The sequence below is a fragment of the Streptomyces sp. NPDC026301 genome (assembly GCF_055567935.1).
Genome location: NZ_JBVHPN010000010.1, coordinates 126462 through 144479 on the forward strand (window position 1 = coordinate 126462; position 18018 = coordinate 144479).

General features: G+C 69.3%; 15 protein-coding genes, 1 tRNA gene and 2 pseudogenes. 8 read left to right on the top strand and 10 right to left on the bottom strand.

The window, feature by feature from the left end:
* The first annotated feature begins 154 nt into the window (after nucleotides 1-154).
* From ACZ4MH_RS19250 to ACZ4MH_RS19260, 3 genes are all read left to right on the top strand, one after another.
* On the top strand, nucleotides 155-934 hold the full coding sequence (locus ACZ4MH_RS19250) for an SDR family NAD(P)-dependent oxidoreductase (RefSeq protein ID WP_351588036.1): 780 nt from the start codon (nucleotides 155-157) through the stop codon (nucleotides 932-934).
* Nucleotides 935-1054: 120 nt separating this feature from the next.
* Nucleotides 1055-1825 (top strand): SDR family NAD(P)-dependent oxidoreductase, encoded by a 771-nt coding sequence (locus ACZ4MH_RS19255; protein WP_351588038.1) that lies wholly within the window; start codon nucleotides 1055-1057, stop codon nucleotides 1823-1825.
* A gap of 143 nt (nucleotides 1826-1968) precedes the next feature.
* Nucleotides 1969-2042: transfer RNA gene (locus tag ACZ4MH_RS19260), tRNA-Met, on the top strand.
* A 291-nt stretch (nucleotides 2043-2333) separates the two neighbouring features.
* Here the strand turns inward: ACZ4MH_RS19260 and ACZ4MH_RS19265 are convergent.
* The 3 genes from ACZ4MH_RS19265 to ACZ4MH_RS19275 form a co-directional block, all read right to left on the bottom strand.
* On the bottom strand, nucleotides 2334-2792 hold the full coding sequence (locus tag ACZ4MH_RS19265; RefSeq protein ID WP_351588041.1) for a hypothetical protein: 459 nt from the start codon (nucleotides 2790-2792) through the stop codon (nucleotides 2334-2336).
* 176 nt (nucleotides 2793-2968) lie between these two features.
* Nucleotides 2969-4165, bottom strand: a complete 1197-nt coding sequence (locus ACZ4MH_RS19270) for an acyl-CoA dehydrogenase family protein (protein ID WP_351588044.1) — start codon at nucleotides 4163-4165, stop codon at nucleotides 2969-2971.
* A gap of 25 nt (nucleotides 4166-4190) precedes the next feature.
* Entirely contained in the window at nucleotides 4191-5771 is a 1581-nt protein-coding gene (locus ACZ4MH_RS19275; RefSeq protein ID WP_351588047.1) for a class I adenylate-forming enzyme family protein, read from the bottom strand.
* A 171-nt stretch (nucleotides 5772-5942) separates the two neighbouring features.
* Between ACZ4MH_RS19275 and ACZ4MH_RS19280 the strand changes: the two genes are divergently transcribed.
* Nucleotides 5943-6539 (top strand): TetR/AcrR family transcriptional regulator, encoded by a 597-nt coding sequence (locus ACZ4MH_RS19280; RefSeq protein ID WP_351588050.1) that lies wholly within the window; start codon nucleotides 5943-5945, stop codon nucleotides 6537-6539.
* 66 nt (nucleotides 6540-6605) lie between these two features.
* Here ACZ4MH_RS19280 and ACZ4MH_RS19285 read toward each other — a convergent pair whose 3' ends face one another.
* On the bottom strand, nucleotides 6606-8030 hold the full coding sequence (locus ACZ4MH_RS19285; RefSeq protein ID WP_351588053.1) for an MFS transporter: 1425 nt from the start codon (nucleotides 8028-8030) through the stop codon (nucleotides 6606-6608).
* 669 nt (nucleotides 8031-8699) lie between these two features.
* On the opposite strand from ACZ4MH_RS19285, the gene ACZ4MH_RS19290 reads away from it, so the two are divergent.
* A complete protein-coding gene (locus tag ACZ4MH_RS19290) occupies nucleotides 8700-9044 on the top strand; it encodes a hypothetical protein (protein WP_351588056.1) in 345 nt (114 codons plus the stop codon).
* Between the two features lie 135 nt (nucleotides 9045-9179).
* Here the strand turns inward: ACZ4MH_RS19290 and ACZ4MH_RS19295 are convergent, their stop codons facing one another.
* The 4 genes and pseudogenes from ACZ4MH_RS19295 to ACZ4MH_RS19310 form a co-directional block, all read right to left on the bottom strand.
* Complete coding sequence (locus ACZ4MH_RS19295; protein ID WP_351588059.1) at nucleotides 9180-10130, bottom strand: SDR family NAD(P)-dependent oxidoreductase; 951 nt, start codon at nucleotides 10128-10130, stop codon at nucleotides 9180-9182.
* A gap of 385 nt (nucleotides 10131-10515) precedes the next feature.
* Nucleotides 10516-11454, bottom strand: coding sequence for a YcxB family protein (locus ACZ4MH_RS19300; RefSeq protein WP_351588062.1), 939 nt, complete (start codon nucleotides 11452-11454; stop codon nucleotides 10516-10518).
* Between the two features lie 222 nt (nucleotides 11455-11676).
* Nucleotides 11677-12144: pseudogene (locus ACZ4MH_RS19305) on the bottom strand (oxidoreductase); the annotation flags it as partial.
* A gap of 587 nt (nucleotides 12145-12731) precedes the next feature.
* A pseudogene (locus tag ACZ4MH_RS19310) lies at nucleotides 12732-12881 on the bottom strand (peptidase C39 family protein); the annotation flags it as partial.
* A gap of 331 nt (nucleotides 12882-13212) precedes the next feature.
* On the opposite strand from ACZ4MH_RS19310, the gene ACZ4MH_RS19315 reads away from it, so the two are divergent.
* From ACZ4MH_RS19315 to ACZ4MH_RS19325, 3 genes are read left to right on the top strand one after another with little or no spacing between them, the layout of a single operon-like run.
* On the top strand, nucleotides 13213-13608 hold the full coding sequence (locus ACZ4MH_RS19315; protein ID WP_351588065.1) for an IclR family transcriptional regulator domain-containing protein: 396 nt from the start codon (nucleotides 13213-13215) through the stop codon (nucleotides 13606-13608).
* Nucleotides 13609-13637: 29 nt separating this feature from the next.
* Nucleotides 13638-14222 (top strand): TetR/AcrR family transcriptional regulator, encoded by a 585-nt coding sequence (locus tag ACZ4MH_RS19320; RefSeq protein ID WP_351588068.1) that lies wholly within the window; start codon nucleotides 13638-13640, stop codon nucleotides 14220-14222.
* A gap of 20 nt (nucleotides 14223-14242) precedes the next feature.
* Nucleotides 14243-15412 carry a PucR family transcriptional regulator gene (locus ACZ4MH_RS19325; RefSeq protein WP_351588071.1) on the top strand — a complete coding sequence of 390 codons (1170 nt, stop codon included), beginning with the start codon at nucleotides 14243-14245 and terminating at the stop codon, nucleotides 15410-15412.
* Between the two features lie 112 nt (nucleotides 15413-15524).
* Here ACZ4MH_RS19325 and ACZ4MH_RS19330 read toward each other — a convergent pair whose 3' ends face one another.
* Together ACZ4MH_RS19330 and ACZ4MH_RS19335 are read right to left on the bottom strand one after the other, a co-directional pair.
* Nucleotides 15525-16541 carry an NADP-dependent oxidoreductase gene (locus ACZ4MH_RS19330; RefSeq protein WP_351588074.1) on the bottom strand — a complete coding sequence of 339 codons (1017 nt, stop codon included), beginning with the start codon at nucleotides 16539-16541 and terminating at the stop codon, nucleotides 15525-15527.
* Between the two features lie 62 nt (nucleotides 16542-16603).
* On the bottom strand, nucleotides 16604-17884 hold the full coding sequence (locus ACZ4MH_RS19335; protein ID WP_351588076.1) for an MFS transporter: 1281 nt from the start codon (nucleotides 17882-17884) through the stop codon (nucleotides 16604-16606).
* Between the last annotated feature and the right edge of the window lie 134 nt (nucleotides 17885-18018).

The following is an 18018-nucleotide window of genomic DNA, read 5'->3' on the forward strand; positions in this document are numbered from 1 at the left end:
CAGGCAGCGTATGTCCTGGTTGGCGGCCGGTGCGACGCCCAGACTCGGTTGAGGTGAGGCGAGAGGACGGCACGGCACGTAACACCGCTAAGGCACTGCCACCGCCCACCCGCCGACCTCAGCAGTCCCGCCCCCCTGAGCAGGGAGAACAAAGATGACGGCAGGCACCGGACGACACACCACTCCGGGTGATGACGCCTTGCGCGACACGGTGGCGGTGGTGACCGGTGCCGCGCGCGGGGTCGGCAGAGCCACTGTGGCGTGGCTGCACACCCGTGGGGTGCAGGTCCTGGCCGAGGACATCCGGCCCGAGGTGGAGAACCTGACCACAGAGTTCGACGGTGTGGCCACTCTGGTCGGTGACGTCTCCCGGGAGGAGACGGCCCTGCGGGCGGTGGCACTGGCCCGGAAGCGTTTCGGCGGGCTGGACATCCTGGTCAACAACGCGGGGCGGACGCTGAACAGGCCGTTCACCGAGACCACGGCGGAGGACTGGGACGCCCTGATGGCCGTCAATGCCCGCGGCGCGTTCCTTCATGCGCGGGAGGCGTTCCGCACCATGCGCGAGAACGGACGAGGCGGGGCGATCGTCAACGTCGGCTCCTACACCTGCACTGTCGGGCTGCCCGAGGGCTCGGCCTACACTGCGTCGAAGGGCGCCCTGGCCCAGCTGACGAAGGTCATCGCTTTGGAAGGCGGCCCCCACAACATCCGGGCCAACGTCGTGGCACCGGGCGTGATCGAGACCGACCTGCTCGACAACATCCGCGACGACAGCCGCGCCTACCTGCGCTCCTTCGCCGCCGCACACCCGCTGGGCCGCGTCGCGCAGCCTGCGGAGATCGCCGAGATCATCGGGTTCCTCGCCTCGACCCGCTCCAGCTTCATGACCGGCGCAGTGGTCGCCGCCGACGGCGGCTTCACTGCGGCCTGACCGTACACATCACCGGCCGCACCGCATCGCGACCGAGACCACGACCATGACTGCGCCTGCGCCTGCGCCTGCCACCGAGACCACGACCACGACCACGATCAAAGCGGAGAGCACACCACCATGACCGGACAACGACTTGAACGACTTGACGGCAAGGTCGCACTGATCACCGGCGCGACGGGCGGAATAGGCGCGGCGACCGCCGAGCTGTTCGCCCGCGAAGGCGCGCGCCTGGTCCTCACCGATGTGGCCCAGGACCCCCTCAGCGCGCTGGCGCAGCGGATCGAGGAGACGACCGGCGGAGAGGTGGTCACCGCGGTACTGGACGTCTCCTCCGCCCAGGAGTGGGACGACGTGATCAGTACCGTACGCGAGCGGTTCGGCACTCTGGACGTTCTCGTCAACCTCGCGGGCATCGTGGACTGGCCGGGCATCGAGGACACCCGGGAAGACGTGTGGGACCGAGTCATCGACATCAACCAGAAAGGGACCTGGCTAGGGATGAGGGCTGCCATGCCCCTTCTCCGCGCCACCGGCAACGCCTCGGTGATCAACACCTCGTCCGTCCTGGGGATCGTGGGCAGCGGAGCAGCCGCCGCCTACCAGGCGTCCAAGGGCGCCGTGCGCCTGCTGAGCAAGACCGCCGCCGTCGAATACGCCCGTCAGGGCGTACGTATCAACTCCATCCACCCCGGTGTCATCGCCACGCCCATGATCCAGAACCTCCTGGACGAGCAGGGCGACCAGCAACCGGACATCGTGCGCACCCCCATGCGCCGTGCGGGCCGCGCCGAGGAGATCGCCTCGGCCATGCTTTTCCTCGCCGGCGACGAGTCCTCGTTCATCACCGGCTCGGAACTCGTGGTCGACGGCGGCCTCACCGCCCACTGATTCGGCAGGCGGCACCTGCTGTGCGCACGGAGTGTCGGGGTCGGGACGTCGGTGATGCGACACAACAACGCCCGGCCGGCGGTTGGCCGGACCGCTCGCGATTCGGCCTATCCGGGCTGGTGCCGTACAGTTCAGCGTGCCGACGCGGGGTGGAGCAGCTCGGTAGCTCGCTGGGCTCATAACCCAGAGGTCGCAGGTTCAAATCCTGTCCCCGCTACGAGAGTGAAGGCCCGGGTCCTGAGGACCCGGGCCTTCACTGTTGCCGTGCCTTCCCCGAGCGATCGACGAGGCCAAGCAGGACGCCGTCGACCGGCGTCGGCCGGCGTCGACCGCTGCACGGCCCACTGCGACCGGGCATGGCTGCGTACCGCCGGCGGGGCCTGCCGTCCTCGGTGTACGAGACCCACCGCCGAAGGGGCAGCAGGTGCCGTAAGCGCCGGTCAACAGGTGCCGGTCAGGCCAGTCATGCCAGTCATGCCAGTCATGCCAGTCATGCCAGTCATGCCGGTCAGCGGGCGCTGCGCAGCCGCCCGACGATGACGTCCAGCAGGAAGTAGGCCAGACCCGTCACGCCGGCGGTGACGACAAGAATCCCCGTCACACAGCCGATCACCGCGGCCCAGGTACCACCGCGCGGGGCCCCGAGACCGACGATTCCTGGGACGACGAACCAGAAGACCGGCACCTCCGTCCCGATGAAGACCACGGCCGCCACCAGGCGGTATTGACGTAACCGGCGGCGAGAGATCATCCCCGACGGTCCGAAGAACCGCCGCTGCAGCAAGGCGAGCAGAACGAAGGGGGCCACCACCACTACGTAGCCGCCGCACTCGCTGAGGGCCGCGTACATGTCGCTCGGGCCCTCGGCGCGGATGCTGCGCACCGCCGGAACGGCGAGGGAGGCCCCGGCGACCAGCCCCGCGCACACACTGGCTGCGATCAGTACGGGTCTCACTCTGTCGCGCACAGTCACACTCCCCCGCCCTTCGTCCCTCGTCCTACGTCCGCAACGATCCCTTCGGCGTGAGTGCGAGCGCCGGCCCACGCCACCACACCCGTTCCACACCTGCCCCGCCTGCCCCTACAAATGGGGCTCACGCCGGACCCTCGCCGGTCGACCGCGGCCACCGGTGCGGCGGCGGGTCAGTGGTGGAAGGCCAGGAGCTTGGCGATGCCGTTGCGCTGGATCTCGGATGTGCCGGTGAGGACGCGGAACATACGGATCTTGCGGAAGAGGTACTCGATCTCGTTGCCCTGGGTGAGCCCTTCCTTGCCGTGGATCTGCACGGCCTCGTCGAGGATGCGGAAGGCGGACTCGGCGACGAACAGCTTGCACATGAACGCCTCGGCGTGAACCTCGCGCCCCTCGTCAAGGGCCGCGAGCGCGGCGTACGTCATGGAACGCGCGGCGTACAGCTCGGTGGCCATGTCGGCGACCTTGTGCTGGATGGCCTGGAGCATGAGCAGGGGCTGTCCGCCCGCGACCGTGCGCGTCCGGGTGCGGTCCAGGGTCAGGGCGAGGGCGCGGCGGGTGGCACCGAGGACGGTGGGGCAGTGCAGCAGCCGGTTCGTGGTCACCCGGCCGAGCGCGATGCGCATACCCTTGCCCTCCTCGCCGAGGAGGTTGGCGGCGGGGACGTGACAGTTCTCCAGGAGGATGTCGCTCTCGATGTGCTCGCCGGACATCGGCGTCGCTCCGTCCTCGACCCGGCAGCCGGGGCTGTCGAGGTCCACGAGGAACGCGGAGAACAGCGGCTTGTCGCCCTCCTGTTCGCCGGTGCCCGCCATGCGGGCGACGACGATCGCGAAGTCGGCGAAGGGGCCGGCGGAGGAGAACACCTTGTGGCCGGTCAGCCGGTAGCCGTCAGCGTCGGGTACGGCGACGGTGCGCATGGAGCGGACGTCGGAGCCGGCGTCGGTCTCGGTGAGGGAGAAGCAGCAGGCGCGCTCGCCGCGGATCAGCGGCAGGAGGTACGTGTCCAGTTGGTACTGGGTAGCGTGCTTGAGGATGTCGCCGGCGCGCAGGGGGCCGCCCATGTCGCCGAGGACCGAGTGGGCCAGGACGCGTCCGCTGGCGCCGATCTCCTCTTTCAGGGCCGCGAGTTGGGTGTAGGTGAGGTTCTGGCCGCCGTACTCCTCGGGCAGATGGATTCCGTAGAAGCCGAGTTCGCGGCTCCGGCGCCAGATCGGTTCGAGATCGGCGCGGGTGAGGCGGCTTTCGCGGGTGATGCCGCGTTCGCGTTCATGGTCGGCGAGTTCGCCGTCGAGGTAGTCGCGCAGCCGCTCGACCAGTTCGGCGGTGCGCGGATCGCCGCAGGTGGGGCGCAGGGAGAAGGTCACTGCGATAACTCCTTGTGGTGACAGGTCAGTTGACGCGGCGGTCGGCGTTCGCCCAGTACGGTTCGCGTACGGCCTTGCGGTCGAGCTTGCCGTTGCGGTTGTGGGGGAGCTCGGTCGCGAAGTCGACGGAGCGGGGCTTCTTGAAGCGGTCCAGGCGCTCGGCGCAGAAGGCGATCAGGTCGTCGGCGGTGACGTCGGCGATGCCGGGGTTCCGTACGACCACGGCCTTGACGGCCTCGCCCCACTGCTCGTCGGGCACGCCGACCACGCAGGTTTCCTGGACGGCGGGGTGCTCGTACAGGGCGGCCTCGACCTCGGTGCAGTAGATGTTGAAGCCGCCCGAGATGATCATGTCCTTCTTGCGGTCGACGAGGAACAGGTAGCCGTCCTCCCGCATCCATGCCAGGTCGCCGGTGTGCACCCAGCCGTCGCGGAAGGTCTCTGCGGACAGCTCGGGCTCCTGCCAGTACTCGCGTACGCAGTCGGGTCCGCGCACGATGACCTCGCCGACCTCGCGCGGACCGAGCTCCCGGCCCGCCTCGTCGACGACGCGTATCTCGGTGTCGTAGGTCGCCCGTCCGCACGACCGGAGCAGTTCGGGATCCTCCTTCACCGCGTGCGCGATCTCCTGGCCGCTGAGGCCCGCGACCACGCTGGTGGTCTCGCCCAGGCCGTATCCCTGGGCGACGACGGGACCGAAGAATTCCACGGCGTCGCGCAGGCGCTGGGGTGAGATGGGCGCGCCGCCGATCCGCACACTCGTCAGCGAGGACAGGTCGTACGCGGCGGCGCCGGGGTGGGCGAGCACCATGTTCACCATGGCCGGCACGAGGAAGGTGGCGGTGATGCGCTCCCTCTCGACAGCCTCCAAGAAACTCTCCGGGCTCCAGGCCGGCAGGACGTAGGTCGTCGAGCCGCCGAACACGCCGGCCAGCAGGCTCATGCCGGTGGCATGGGTGATGGGGCCGCAGGCGAGGTAGCGGGTGCCCGGACGGGGCCGGGACTCGTCCGACATCAAGAGCTTGCGCATGCTCGCGAGACGGTTGCCGACCGTCTGCACCGCCGCCTTCAGTGCTCCGGTGGAACCGGAGGTGAAGTTCAGGACACAGGGTTCGGTTTCGTCCACCTCGACGAGGAACGGGGCCTCGTCGAGGTGGCGGTCGCCTTCGCCCAGCAGCGCGGAATAGGAGACCTCGCCCGAGCCGGGCTCCTGCGGACCGTCCAGCGGCACGGGAAGGCATTCGGTACCGGCCGCGGCGATCGCCGCCAGGGCGTCCTCGCGATGGGCCGCGTCGAAGAACAGCACCCTCACAGGGGCGTAGCGCAGGATGTGCTCGATCTCCCCTCGCCCAAGACGCGCGTTGATCGGCGCGCGCGTCAAACCCGCCTTGTACAGGGCGAATTCGACCTCCACCAGCTCACCGCGGTTCCAGGCGAGCGAGGCGACCGCGTCGCCGGGCCGCAGGTCCCGGGCGGACAGGGCGGAGGCCAACCGGTCCGTCGCGCGGTCGAGTTCGGTGAAGGTCCAAGAGCGGTCCCCGCATACAAGGGCCGGGGCCTGGGGCCAGTAGCGAGCGCTGCGCGACAGATATGTGCCGAGGTTCATGAAGACCTGCTCCAGAAGGGAGGCGAAGCGGAGTGAGCCGATGGCCCCGGCGGGCCGACGGACTTAGATTACAGCTAGACCAATTACGGACAGCTTGTTCAGTAACCTGTCCGGTGTCAAGAGTCTTCTAGACTGGGCGCCGCACGCATCGCGACGACCGAGGAGGGGCCCGTGGCCGAGGACAGACGGACGAGGCGGTCACGCCGCTCCCTGGGCACGGCCATGGTGGAGCTGGTCCTGGAACGTGGCTTCACCGCGCTGACGGTGGAGGACATCACCGAGCGCGCGGACGTGGCCCGCGCCACCTTCTACGCCCACTTCCGGGACAAGGAAGACCTGTTCGCCCGCGTGACGGCCGACCTCCTGGCCGGGCTCGCCGAGCGCCTGGAGCCCGCGGTCGCGGACAGCGCGATCGGCTTCACGGGCAAGCCGGTCCTGGAAATGCTGCGCCACGCGCGCGAAGAGCGCGATCTGTACCGGATCGTGCTGCGCGGGGAGGGCGACGGCAAGCCGCTGCAGATGTTCGTCGACGCCTGCGCGGCGGCGACGGCCAGCGAGTTCCGCGCCCGCGCCGAACGCAACGCGGTCCAGCCGCGCATCGACCCCGAACTGCTCGCCCGGGTGTGGGTGGGCGAGCAGATCGCCGTTCTGCGCTGGTGGGTCGAGCAGGACACCCCCTCCCTGCCCGCCGAGGAAGTCGTGCGCATGCTGCTCGATCTGGCGATGCACGGCCGGTACTGGGCCAGCGGTTTCGAACCGCCCGCCTGAGGGGGGCATCGACCGTGCCCGGGCAGGGCCGGAGGGGTGGTGGCCGTGCCGCCCGAGAGCTGTCGCTCAGTTGCGGCGACGCGCCGAAGAAGGGCTCACGCCGACGCGGGCGGCCGCAGGGCGCGGCCCGGGCCCTGTCTGGACAAGTCCTAGTCGGCCAGGCCCAGTCGGCGCGCGTCCCGCTCCGGCCGGATGGCGACCAGGGCCACCAGGCCGCAGACCAGCATGACGGCGGCGGTCAGCAGGTAGGCGTGGATGTAGCCGGCGCTCGGTGAGACGGCCGAGTCCAGTAGGTGCCCGGTCAGGGACGGGGCTATCAGCCCGGGCAGTGTGCCGGTGGCGGCGACGATGCCGAACACCGCCCCCCCGCTGGATCGGCGGGACCACGGCGGATGCGGTCATGTAGTACAGCGGGAAAACGATGGCGTGGCCGCCGAACGCCAGGGCTATCAAGACGAGTTGAACTCCGCGCCCGTCGACGAACGGAAAGACGGCCATGGCGAGTCCTGCGACGGCCACGGCGACACCCTGCGGAGCGCCGGTCGACCACCTGCTCGAAAAGCCGCGTCGGCGCAGCCTGTCCATCAGCGGGGGCACCGAAAGGAGCAGCACGAGACTGAAGGCGGAGACAGCGCTGATGAGCGTGGCCGCCTCGCCCGGCGTCATGCCGAGCCGCGTCCGCAGGTAGACGGGCAGCCAGGCGTGACTCAGTGCCAACGCCCAGGAGGCACCGAAAGCCGCGGTGACGCTCCCGAGCACGGTTCCGTCCAGCAGCAGGCGCCGGTACGGCAGTCGCTCCTGCCCTGCAGCGGCGGGCGGAGTGCCGGCGGACGTATCCGCGGTACGGGGCGTGCGCTCCCGGCCGTACGGACCGTCGTGGCCCACCCGCCACCACACCAGGCTCCACACCGCGCTCGTCACCGCGAGAACCACAACCGCCGAGCGCCAGCCGAAGGCCGTGATGAGCCAGGTCACGACCGGCGCCGCGACCAGGATGCCGAGCGAGGCACCGCCGATCTGCAGCGCCGAGGGGAAGCCCCGCCGGTCCGCGGGGAACCACTTGTACAGCGCGTGCAACGACATCGACGCCGCGGGCCCTTCAGCCGCCCCGAGCAACACCCGCCCCGCCACCAGCGTCGGCACTGACGCCACCACGAGGACCGGAAGCTGCGCCACCGCCCACAGGGCGGCCATCGTGAACAGCAGGACCCGGCTGGTGATCCGCGCGGAGGCGAAGCCGACGATCAGGCCCGAGAGGCTGAACAGCAGCGAGAAGGAACTGGAGATCATCCCGTACGCGCTGTTACTGATGCCGAGTTCATCCATGATCGGCACGGCCGCGAGCCCAAGGACGGACTTGTCCGCATAGTTGATCAGCATGAACGTGACGATCATCGCGGCGATCAGCCACGCGCGCCGCCTGTCGAACTCCGGGCGTGGCGGCGCTCCGACGGCATCGAGAGGCGGGGCGGACGAGGACGGTTCGATCACGGGGCACTCCTGCGGCTCGGAGGGAAGGGTGCGGAGGCGGTACGAACGAGGCCGCGCAGGGGTGCGCGCCGATCGAGGGTCGATCCATTCAGAGCAGCCGCACGTCTCGCACAAACTGTCTTCCCGTACACGCTGTCTGCTAATGATCGAACCATTTGGCAACGTAACGCTCGCCGGAGCTCCGGTCAACGGCTGGGGTACTGCGGTGCCGCTACCCGCAGAGCTTCCCTCCTACCCCCTTAACCGTCCTCTTAACTGAACTATTTGTACGTTAATGAGTGCCTCGTATGGAGTACGGCCCCCGGTACCTGCCCGGCAAGCCATCAGACCTCGACACGCTCGACATCGACCTGGGCGGCGGCGCCACGATCACGCCGGCGGACCTCTTCGCCGCCGCGCAGACGAACGCGTTCCTCGTGATGCACCGGGGCTCCGTCGTTTACGAGAGGTACCTTCACAGCACTGAACCGCACACCCCGCACTTCAACGCCTCGGCGGCCAAGTCCTACATCGGCCTCATAGCGGCGGTCCTGGCCCACGAGAAAGCGAACTCCTCTGGTCCTCCTCGGCGCCGAGGAGGACGCCTACTACATCCTCGACAGCGACGGCCTGGAGGCGACGTGCGGCGGCTTCAGCGCCACGGCGCGCGACATCGCTCGCCTCGGCGAGATGATGCGCTGCGGCGGGGCGGTCGGCAGCCGGCAGGTGGTGCCCGAGGAAGTGGCCACGACCCTCGTGAGCGGCGTCCCCGACGGCTACCCCCGCCGTGTACGTTTCCCCACCGCACCCCCCGATTCGCCGGCTGCGCTCTCGTACCACGACCTGTGGTGGGTCCTGAAGGACCCGTACGGCTCCTACCTGGCCAGCGGCATCCATGGCCAGCGGCTCTTCGTCTCACCCGGCCTCGGCCTCGTCGCCGTCCACTTCGGTTCCCAGGTCATCTCCTCCGCCGTACCGGTGGCCCCGTTGGCCCAGGCGTTCCTGCGGATCGGTGAACACCTCGCCCGATCGTGAGCCGATCTTCGACCGCCGGCAGGGTCGTGCCAGCACGCTGCCACACGGGGTGGCCGATGAAGACATCAGCAGCCTGTTGCTCTGCGAGATCAAGACCCCATAACCCACCTGTTGGCCAACGCGCGCGTGCCTGAGCTATCCGGATAGGGTGCTGAGGTCGGTGCCGGTCAGATCACAGCTCGCGTCCCACAACCGCGCCGCGACGGAGGGGTCGGCGAGGTGGTTCCACACCGGTTCGCGTCGGGGCTTGCCGCGCAGGCCGAAGACGCGCGGTCCCCACAACTGGCCTCCACGCACGGCCGGGTCGAGCACCGCTCGGACCGCGGGCCATGCGCCGGCGTGCTTGCCCTGGACGAGGAGGGCCGCAGGGGCCGCGCTCAGCCGTGCGCCGGTAGTTCGCACATGGACCGGTGGCCGTGACGGGGTGAGGGAGTCCAGCGCGCCGCCGGGATGGACCACCACGCTCGCCACCGTACTGCCGGCAGCGCGCAGACGGCGGTCGAGTTCGACGCCGAAGTACATCTGTGCCAACTTGGAGCGTCCGTAGGTGCGCTTGGGCCGGTAGTCCTTCCAGGACTGCAGGTCGTCCAGGTCGAGCCGCTCGGACTTCGCCGCGAAACTGCCCATGGTCACAACGCGGGCCGCCGGCGCAGCCGACAGCAGCGGCATCAGCCACTGGGTCAAAGCGAAGTGCCCGAGGTGGTTCGTGCCGAACATGAGCTCGTGACCGTCCCCGGTCTCCTCGCGCGGTGGGTCGTCAAGCGCGACGCCGGCGTTGTGGACTACCGCGTCAAGGTGCTCCACCTCGAGCAATTCCACCGCTGTTTCGAGCGACGAGAGGTCGGCGAGGTCCAGCCGTACGGCCCGCACCCGCGAACCGGGGACACGCGCACGGATCGAGGCCATGGCGACCTCGGCCTTGACGGGATTCCGGCTGCCGAGTACGACGGTGGCGCCGGTTGCCGACAACTGCTCCGCGACGAAGTACCCGATGCCGGCATTGCCGCCGGTGACCAGGAAGACGCGGCCATCGGCACCGGGTAGCCGTTGGACATTCCAGGGCGGGGTGGAGGACGTGGACGACATGGCGACGAGGTTCCCTTGCTCTTGAAGGCGGCCTTGCTCTTGAAGGCGGCCTTGCTCTTGAAGGCCACCTTGCTCTTGAAGGCGGCTGCGGCTGCTCCCTTGGGCGACTCGACACCCACGGTTCCAACGGCCACCGACACATCGCCTATGGATCACCGACAGTCCCGCCGGACGGCCGACATCCCGCCGACGCGGTGCCGGCCCATCACCGCACCGCGCCGCTGAGGGTAGGGATGGAGGTTCGGTCGCTTGGCAGCGCGCTTCGGCTGGACGGTGAAGGCTTTGATCAGGGCGGCGTGGTGAGCAGACACCAGCCGCAAGGTCACCGGTGGCCTTGAGCGCTTCGAGAGATGATGTCCGGGCCCGCTCGGAGACCGTGGCCCGCTCAGAAGTCGTAGCAGACGTAGGCGCCCTCGGGCCCGCGGGTGATCCGGTCCGAGCCCCAGCAGTGGAGCATCGGCCCAACGCGGTACAGGGCGGCGCCACCGGCCAGCAGGACGAGGACGGCGAGCACGGCGGTCACGATCCGCATGGCCGTCATCCGCCGTACGAGCCACCAGGCCCCGGCGATCGCAAGTGCCCCCAGCCCCAGCATGACGGCCGCTACCGGGGCGGTGTTGTTCTGGATCCCGGGAAAGCGGTCCGGGTGCGCGGCGTGCTGGACGGCGGCGAAGGCGAAGAAGAACAGCAGCAGCCCCAGCAGCAACAGTCCGATGGAGCCGACCCCGCGGCCGACGGCCCGGCCCCGGCTCCGTGGGCTTCCGGGCGCCTCGGCGTCGTCCGCGCGCACGAGCCGCCGGTCGAGGACCGCCCGGAGCCGGTCCACCTCCTCCGGGCCCGCCACGGCCCGCTTGGGCAGGACGACGAAGCCGACGGCGGACTTGTCGGCGCTGAGAAGCACGAACAGCTCCGGCGTCTCGGCATAGCGCGAGTAGAGGTGCCAGTCGAGGCCGGCCGAGCTGTGCGCGGTGGTGAGCCGGAGCCCGGTGTCGTCGACCGTCCCGCGAATGTCCCCCTGCCGTTCGGCGAGCCGGTGGAGGCGGCGCGCCTGCAACCACGGCACCGCAGTCATGAAGACGGCGAAGACCACCACCCCCGCGTACAACGGCCACGGTGTGTCCCGGTGGCCGGAGCCGGCCGCCGACAGCAGGGCACCGACGGTCGTGGCCGCCACCGTCCAGACCAGCGCTCCACGCTGGAAGCGTCCCGCGCCGGTGCTCCTCGCGCGTGCCCGCAGCGCGGACGCCAATTCGCCGACGGTCGGCCGGTAGGCCAGCTCCACCGGTCTCTCGGCGACCGCGTCTGTTTCCCCGCCCTCGGCCATGTCCCCTCCCCGGTTCGGTGTTCAACCGGATCGTAGAGGCTTTCTCAGCCGCTCCGGCGACCTGGCAGTGGTCGGCGCCCTACGCCATCGAGGTCACGTAATGCTCGGAGTGCCGCGGTCGACGGTGTACGGGCAGCCCGACAAGGCCAGGACCGTCCCCGCGGTCCTCATCGCGGTTGTCGCGTGGAGCACGCTTCCGTTACCTGACCTGCGGTGAGACGGTCAGGCCGTGTGCTGGTACGTCGGGTAGGTGAGGTACCCGGCGTCGCCGCCCTGGTAGAAGGTGTTCTCGTCGGCGGGCGCGACGGGCAGGCCGGAGCGCAGGCGTTCGACCAGGTCGGGGTTGGCGAGGAAGCCGCGGCCGAAGGCGATTAGGTCGGCGCCCAGGTCCAGCCAGTGGTCGGCTTCCGCCATCCCGGTCTGCTTCGGGCCGCCGGGCATGGTGGGGCTGACGATCAGGGTGCCCGGCCAGGTCTTGCGCAGTTGGAGGAGAACTTCCTCGTCGGTGGTGGCCTCCAGGTGCACGTAAGCCAGGTCGAGGCGGGCCAGCTCCGTCAGAAGAGCGGTGTTCAGCTCGGCCACGTCGTCCTCGGTCACACCCCAGATGCCGCCGCCGGGCGACAGGCGGATGCCGGTACGGGCTGCGCCCACGGACTCGACCGTGGCGGCGACTGCCTCGACGGCGAAACGCCTTCCGGGTCTTGAAGAGATACAAGCAATCGCTCATTCCATCGGCCCGCGATTGGAACCGGCTCTGTGGCTCATGGCTTGTTGCGGATTGCGTATCGGCGAATCGCTTGGGGTTTTTCCCGAGGACTTCCACGAAGGCACATTGCGCTTGGGGCGGCAGATGGTTCGGTATCGGGGTCCGGATCGATGCTACGTCGCTCGTTATGCTCCGCTCAAACACCGCAAGGAGGGAGAGTGGCGTGACGTTCCGGTGCCTGAAGACCTGCATGCCTTTGCTTCACGTCTGCCCATCCTCAATCAAGCCGGAGGAATGACCTACCCGGGGCTGGTCCGGAAATCGTGGGATCGCGCGATCCAGCGGCTCGGACTGCCCGCATACACTCCACACGATCTTCGGCACAAGTGGGCGACCGTGACCCTGACGAATGGGGTGTCCATCCACGAGGTGTCCCGATGACTCGGGCACCGGTCGATCAAGATCACGGTCGACCGCTACGGCCACCTCACCACCGACGGCCGGGAGCGGTGCCGCCAGGTGGTGGAGACGACCTTCGGGGACTACCTGCCGCTGGAGCCGGGTTCAACGGCTACGGGCAAATCCCCAGCTCGCGCAGAACCCGGTGCTGAGTTGGTGCTGGCTTAGCCGGGAAGTAGAGGTAGCAGACACCACCCGTACCGCTCTTGACCTGGCCGTTTGCGTCCTTGCGCTTCGTGCGGAGCCAGATGTTCTCCATCTGCGCGGCGGCCACTTGGTAGAGAGCGTGATTTTTAACAAACACGCAGGTCAACGAAGTACGCCTCCCCACCCAAAAGCAACGCAACTCGGCCCGTGCTGAGTTCGTGTTGACCTCCGCTGCCGTCCGTTCCGGCCCGTTGGGGCCCAACGGGCCGGATCCGTACTGACTCGGGCAGCTACTCCGTTCGAAGCGCAAACCACGCCTGGCCACTTCGCCTGGACGGCCACCTCAGCCTGAAACTACCTCCGGAACCACGCCCCCTCACCCCGCTTGCCGTTGCCGCCATTCCTCCTTACATTGCCGGGCGAGGACAGCACACCAGTGGAATCGAGTGGACGCGCAGCTGCTGGTGCATGAGCCGCTGCGGCGCCGGATGAGGGCGGATATCCCGGACAGGGCCGTAGTGGCTGCGGCGGTCCATCGGCAAATCACCGAAATCCGCGAACGTGGCTACTGCTTCGACAGGGACACCCTGTTGCCCGGCGTCTCGGGACTGGCGGCGCCGATCCCCTCGGCAACCTCCGATCCGTCCATGGCCATCACCATGTCAGCGATCAACGATCGGCTTCCCCCGGAGCGCATCCGCGAGCTGGCCCCCTTCTCCTCGCGGCAGCCCGGGACATTGCCGACTTCATCCGCTGATCGACGGAGCGGTTCAGCTGCGCCTGCTGCTTATCGTGCGGGCGTCACGGTGGCATGGTGGAGGGCGGCGCTGCGTCACGCTTAAAGCCAATATCATTGCTCTACACTGATTTCATGGCCACCTCAGAGCAGCGGGCCGCGAGCCGCCCTGGCGGCCGCAGCGCTCGCGTCCTCGCAGCAGTGGAGCAGGCTGCCACGGAATTGATCTGTGAGCGCGGCCCCGACCAGGTCTCGATTCCGGCGATCGCCGCGCGGGCGGGTGTCAACCCGACGAGCGTCTACCGGCGCTGGGGCGATGTGCATCAGCTGCTCACCTCGGTCGCCGAGAGCCGTTTGACGTCGGACTCGGTGCCGCCGGACACCGGCAGCCTCCGTGGGGATCTCCGTACGTGGGCGGAGCTCGTGCTGGAACACATCAGCGCGCCCGAAGGCAGTGCCTCGCTCCGTACCGTGGTCAACGCGGTCGGCGACGGCGAGGTACGGGACCGCTGCCTGCGCAGGCGGGCGGACCAGATCGACCTGATCGCCGCCCGTGCCCGCGCCCGCGGTGAGGAGCCGCCGGCCACCGAGAAGGTGATGGACCACGTCGTGGCTCCGCTGCATTTCCGCGTCCTGTTCGGCATCGAACCGACGGACGGTGCCTATGCCCGCGCCCTGGTGGAGGACCTCCTCGCCTGCGCCCCGGCCATGGAAGGGTGAGTACGGTGAGGGAGTCGAACGTGACGGAGCTGCCCGATTGGGTCGAGTCGCAGCTGCCGCGTCTGATCGACGATGTCCTTGCCGGCATTCTCAAGGAAATCGACTTCTACCGGGAGGAAGAAGTCGTGTCCCGCGCCGACCTTCAGCGGTCGGTGGAACAGAACATGCGCTCAATGGTCGCCGCCCTACGTGAACCGGACCACCTCCATGACCTCTCGACGGCAGAACGGACCGGTCGGCAGCGCGCGCGGCAGGGCGCGCCCTTGCCAGAGCTTCTGCGCGCATACCGCATGGGGTTTGGTGCGCTGTGGGAACTGTTGACCGAGTGGAGCCGTGGCACCTCGGACCGGGAGGCGGTCGATACGGTCCTCTCCGCGGCCACCCGGGTGTGGCAGCTCAGTGATGAGTACGCGATTGCGCTCACCGAGGCGTATCGGTCGACCACCGCGGAATTGCTCGTGGAGCGCCAGCAGCGACGCTCGGCCCTGGTCGAGGCGCTGTTCGCGGGAGAGCCGGGCCCCGATGCCCCGCCCTGGGAGGTGCCCAAGCTCCTCGGACTGCCCTCGGACACCGACCACATCGTCATCACCGCGGAGACCCTCGGCCCGGCCGACCCGAGCCTGCCGGGAATCGAGGGGCGGCTGGCGGAACGCGGCATCCCCTCCGCATGGCAGCTGACCTCCGCCGCGCAGATGGGGGTGGTGTCGCTGCGCCCGGAGCAGTTCCGCCAGGTGATCGAGCTGGTACGGGAGAGCGCGTCGGCGCGAACCGGCGTGAGCCCTGTCTTCCGGGCGTGGCGGGAGACTCCGCGGGCGCTGCGCCTGGCCTGCGCCGCGCTGCACCGCCTGCCGGAGGGCCGCGCCGAGGTGAATGTACTGGGCCCCGGCCCCTTGGCCGGTCTCGTGGCCCGGGACCCTGATGAAGGCCACCGCGTCGCCCGTCAGGTCCTCGGCCCCGTCCTGGGCCTGCCCAGTGAGGAGCGTGCCGTGCTGCTGGGCACGTTGCAGGCATGGCTCGACCACGACGGCTCCGCCGAGCGGGCCGCCGAGCGCCTCTACGTGCACGCAAACACCGTCCGCTACCGGCTTCGCCGTCTCCAGGAGCTCACCGGTCGCTCGCTCACCCAGCCCCGCGCGATCGCCGACCTGGTCGTGGCGATGGAAGCCGTACGCAGCGATCGCGCCGGCTGAGCCGCAGCCTGCGGGCGAGGCGCTGCACTCGTACGCGGACGACCTCGCAGGCCGAGGATGTCGTGGGGACTCGGCAAGCCTGCGAGGCCGGTTCGGTGGGCTGTCAGGTGGTTCAGATGGTGACGAGCATCTTTCCGGTGTTCTCGCCCCTGAGCATCCCTAGGAACGCGTCGGGGGCATTGCGCAGACCGTGGACGGTGGTCCGGGATTCGATCAGTCGGCCGTCGCGCAGCCAGGCCCCGACCTCATGGAGAAAGTCGGGCCTGCGCCGGATACTGTCGCCGACGATGAAGCCCTTCATCTCCAACCGCTTGGTGACCACTTGGAACATGTTGCGCGGCCCGGTCGGGGGCTCTGTTGCGTTGTACTGTGCGACCGCGCCACATGCGGCGATCCGGCCGTGGCCGTTGAGCACCTCGATGGCGGCTTCCAGGTGGTCGCCGCCCACGTTGTCGAAATAGACGTCGATGCCGTCCGGCGCGGCAGCCTTCAGCCGATCAAGCACCGGGCCGTCCTTGTAGTTGAATGCCGCGTCGAAGCCCAGCTCTTCGATGAGGTAACGGACCTTCTCCGCCGATCCCGCGCTGCCGATCACGCGTGGGGCGCCGCGTAGCTTGGCCATCTGCCCGACGAGCGAACCCACGGCGCCGGCCGCACCGGAGACGAACACCGTGTCGCGCGGCGCGAAGGACGCCACGTCGAACAGGCCGACATACGCGGTGAGGCCCACCATCCCCAGCACACCGAGGTGTGCGCCGAGCGGGGCGATGTCCGGCGAGACCACCGTGGCCTTCTCCGCCTCCACGACCGCGTATTCGCGCCAGCCGTACGGGTGGACGACCTTCTGCCCGACCGTGAACTGTGCGGAATCACTAGCCACGACCTCACCCACGGCCGCGCCTTGGAGCGCTTCGCCGACCTCGAAGGGCGGGACATAGGACTTGCCCGCGTTCATGCGGCCCCGCATGTACGGGTCGACGCTCATGATCTCGTTGCGGACCAGGATCTGCCCGGGGGCAGGCCGGCCGACCCGGCCCTCGGCGATGTCGAAGGTGTCCGGCGTCGGCCACCCCTGTGGCCGCGATGCCAGCCGCACTTCAAGAGCCTTCTCGGGCAGCGACTGCTGCATCACTGGTCTGTCCTTTGTGTCGGAACTTTTCGCATGCGTCCTGGAGCTCGGCGATCAGGCGATCAGGCGTTCTGACGCGAAGGCTGAGGCCCGGCGGCCTCTGCGGGCTGCAGGGGCGGCTGGGGTGCCATGCGGCGCCTTTGCACGTACAGGCCGAGGAGTGCGAGGAGCGCCAGGGCGATGACCACCACCGCGTATCCGATGGAGGTGAGGGTCAGCCCCAGGCGGGTGGAGAACACCCCTGCGACGATTGCGGGCAGGCCGAACGCCAGGTAGCTGATCAGGAACATGACCGAGAAGACCGCAGCCCGCTCCTCGGGCTCCGCCTGTGCGGCCAGGGTGCGCATGGCGCCGAGGAACGACGCGCCGTAACCGAATCCGGCGAGGGCCGTGCCGAGCAGATAGGCCGCCGGAATGGTTGCCGCCACGCCGATCATGGTGATCAGCATGCCCGCAATCAGCGTCACCGATCCGTACGACAGGATCCGCAGCGGCGTCCTTCGCTGCAGGAACAGCTGCCCGAGGGCGCCGGCGCCGGTCAGTACGGCGATCACCGCACCCACGATCACGGTGTTCCGCTCACCCAGCACGGCGGCGGTCAGCGCCGGGCCCAGCGACAGGTAGAAGCCGCCGACCGCCCAGAGGGCCACGAGGCTGGGCGTGATCACCAGCATGTGCGGGCGCAGCCGGCGGGGGAGCGACGCCCGGGGGAGGAGTGAGGCCAGGGCGCCGGGCCGTCCCGCGGTGGTCTCCGGCATGAACACCACACCGGCGAGGGTGATGGCGAACGCGGCGATGAGTACAAGGTAGATGAGCGTCGTCGGTGCCGGGGCGTACTGCACCAGGACGCCGGCGCCGAGGCCGCCCAGCGCCAGCCCCAGCAGGATGGAGGTGCCGCCGACCAGGGCGCCGAGCCGTGGGTTGTGCGGAGGCTGCAGGTCGACCAGGCCCGCGCCGATGGCGCCCATGGCGGCGCCGGTGGCGAGGCCCTGCACGGCGCGGGCGGCGAGCAGCCAGCCGAGTCCACCGGCCTCGATGAAGATCACCATGGCGGCGATCTCGACCAGCAGGGACACGATGAGCACGGGCCGTCGCCCGATGTGGTCGGAGAGCGAGCCGACCACCAGTAGCGCCGCGAGCAGACCGAAGGCGTACAGGGCGAACACCAGGGTCACCGCGGTGGGCCCGAATCCCCATTCGGCCTGGTAGACGGGGTAGAGCGGGGACGGGGCGCTGGCCGCGAACAGCAGGAACAGCTGGATCGCACCGAGCAGCCAGAACGATATGCCGCGGGACAGCGTCGGCCGCTGGGTGGCGGGGGCGAAGCGGAGGGGAGTGGACATGCGGAGTCTCTTCTCGTGGTGGAGCCGGCGCCGGGTGGGCGTCCACGCGGGCGGGGTGGGGCCGGGGCGGGGCGCTGGCAGGCCGTTGCGGGCGTCGCCCGACGAACGTTAAAGCAAAGAAAACTGCCTTAGCT